Origin of the sequence: Streptomyces sp. NPDC126497 (genome assembly GCF_040302425.1) — a bacterium.
Taxonomy (GTDB): domain Bacteria; phylum Actinomycetota; class Actinomycetes; order Streptomycetales; family Streptomycetaceae; genus Streptomyces.
Genome location: NZ_JBEORT010000230.1, coordinates 1 through 1,247, shown reverse-complemented (window position 1 = coordinate 1,247; position 1,247 = coordinate 1). Strand labels below are relative to the sequence as shown.

The following is a 1,247-nucleotide window of genomic DNA, read 5'->3' as shown; positions in this document are numbered from 1 at the left end:
GGCCCTGTCTCACATTCGGTGGTGACAGAGGGTGGCTCTATCCGAGGAGGATGCGGTGGCGGAGCAGGGTGAAGCCTGCTCGGCCGTGCATCTGGCGCGCGATTCGCTTGGTCTTGGTGTTGACACCTTCGGTGGGGCCGTTGCTGTACGGAAGTGTGAGTGCGGCGTTCACGGCGTCGCGGTCTCGGTCCAAGCCCCGGGTGAAGGCGCGCAGATGGGGCAGATCGGCTGAGCGAATCTCGACGATCCAGCGCGAGAGCCCGTCGGCGTTTCCTGCGCAAGGCGTCAGGAGTTTGGCGAAGCCCTCAACAGCGGCGGCCAGTTGGGTCATCTCGGGGCAGGCGGCGGTAAGCCGTGCCAGAAGACCGTGATGTTCGGCCTTGAGGTTGTCGGGCCTGGTGAGGATCATCCGGGCGAGTCGGCGCGGGGAGATGTGGCTGCGGTCGGCGTCCGCGCGGCCCTGGTTGATGTACTTGTGCAGGAGGTTCAGACAGCCGGTGAACCCGAGGACCTTGATCTCTTCGAAGAGGCGCTGGACGGGGACGGCGGGATCTTCGGCACGGCGTTTGCGCAGGTGCTCGCGGTAAGGGTCGACGAGGCCAGCGCGGTACTTGGGGACGCGGAGCATCCGCTCGGGCCGGTCGGCCCGCGCGTAGCGTTTGACGGTGTTCAGGGCCAGCTGCAGTCGGCGGGCGCACTCGAGCAGGCCCACGCCCTTCTCGAGCAGGTTGTGGACCTGGTGCCAGCGTTCCAGGGTCGTCTGCGCGCGGGGCCCGTCGTAGATGGGCGCGTCCAGCACAGCGGCCCAGCAGGTGCTGTGTGCCTTCACCTCGCCCAGGACGGCTTCGCACAGGTTGTGCCACAGGTGCCACCGGTCGGCGACCTGGACTGCGTCGGGCAGGGCGCGACGGACGGCCTCGGCGTAGGTCGCGGAGCCGTCTCGGCACACGATCTCGATGCCCGGATGCTCGCGCAGCCATGCTTCCAGCGTGTCGGCGGTGCGGTCGGGCAGCACGTCGATCCGTTCATGGGTTTCGGCGTCGATCACCACGGTGGCATAGCGGTGACGCCGGCGCAGGGCGAAGTCGTCGACGCCGATCACGCGGGGCACCCGCCCGGTGGTCAACGGGATGCTCAGCAGGGTGCGCAGGGCCGTGTGACGCGACAGGCCCACCGCGAGTATCGCCAGCAGACGCGATCCAGCCCGGCCCGCTAACTCCTTGACCACGGCCTTGACCTGCCTGGTC

General features: G+C 68.4%; 1 protein-coding gene. It reads right to left on the bottom strand.

The window, feature by feature from the left end:
• Positions 1 to 37: 37 nt before the first annotated feature.
• A partial coding sequence (locus tag ABTY20_RS35270) for an ISL3 family transposase (RefSeq protein WP_352001218.1) occupies positions 38 to 1,247 on the bottom strand: 1,210 nt, incomplete at its 5' end.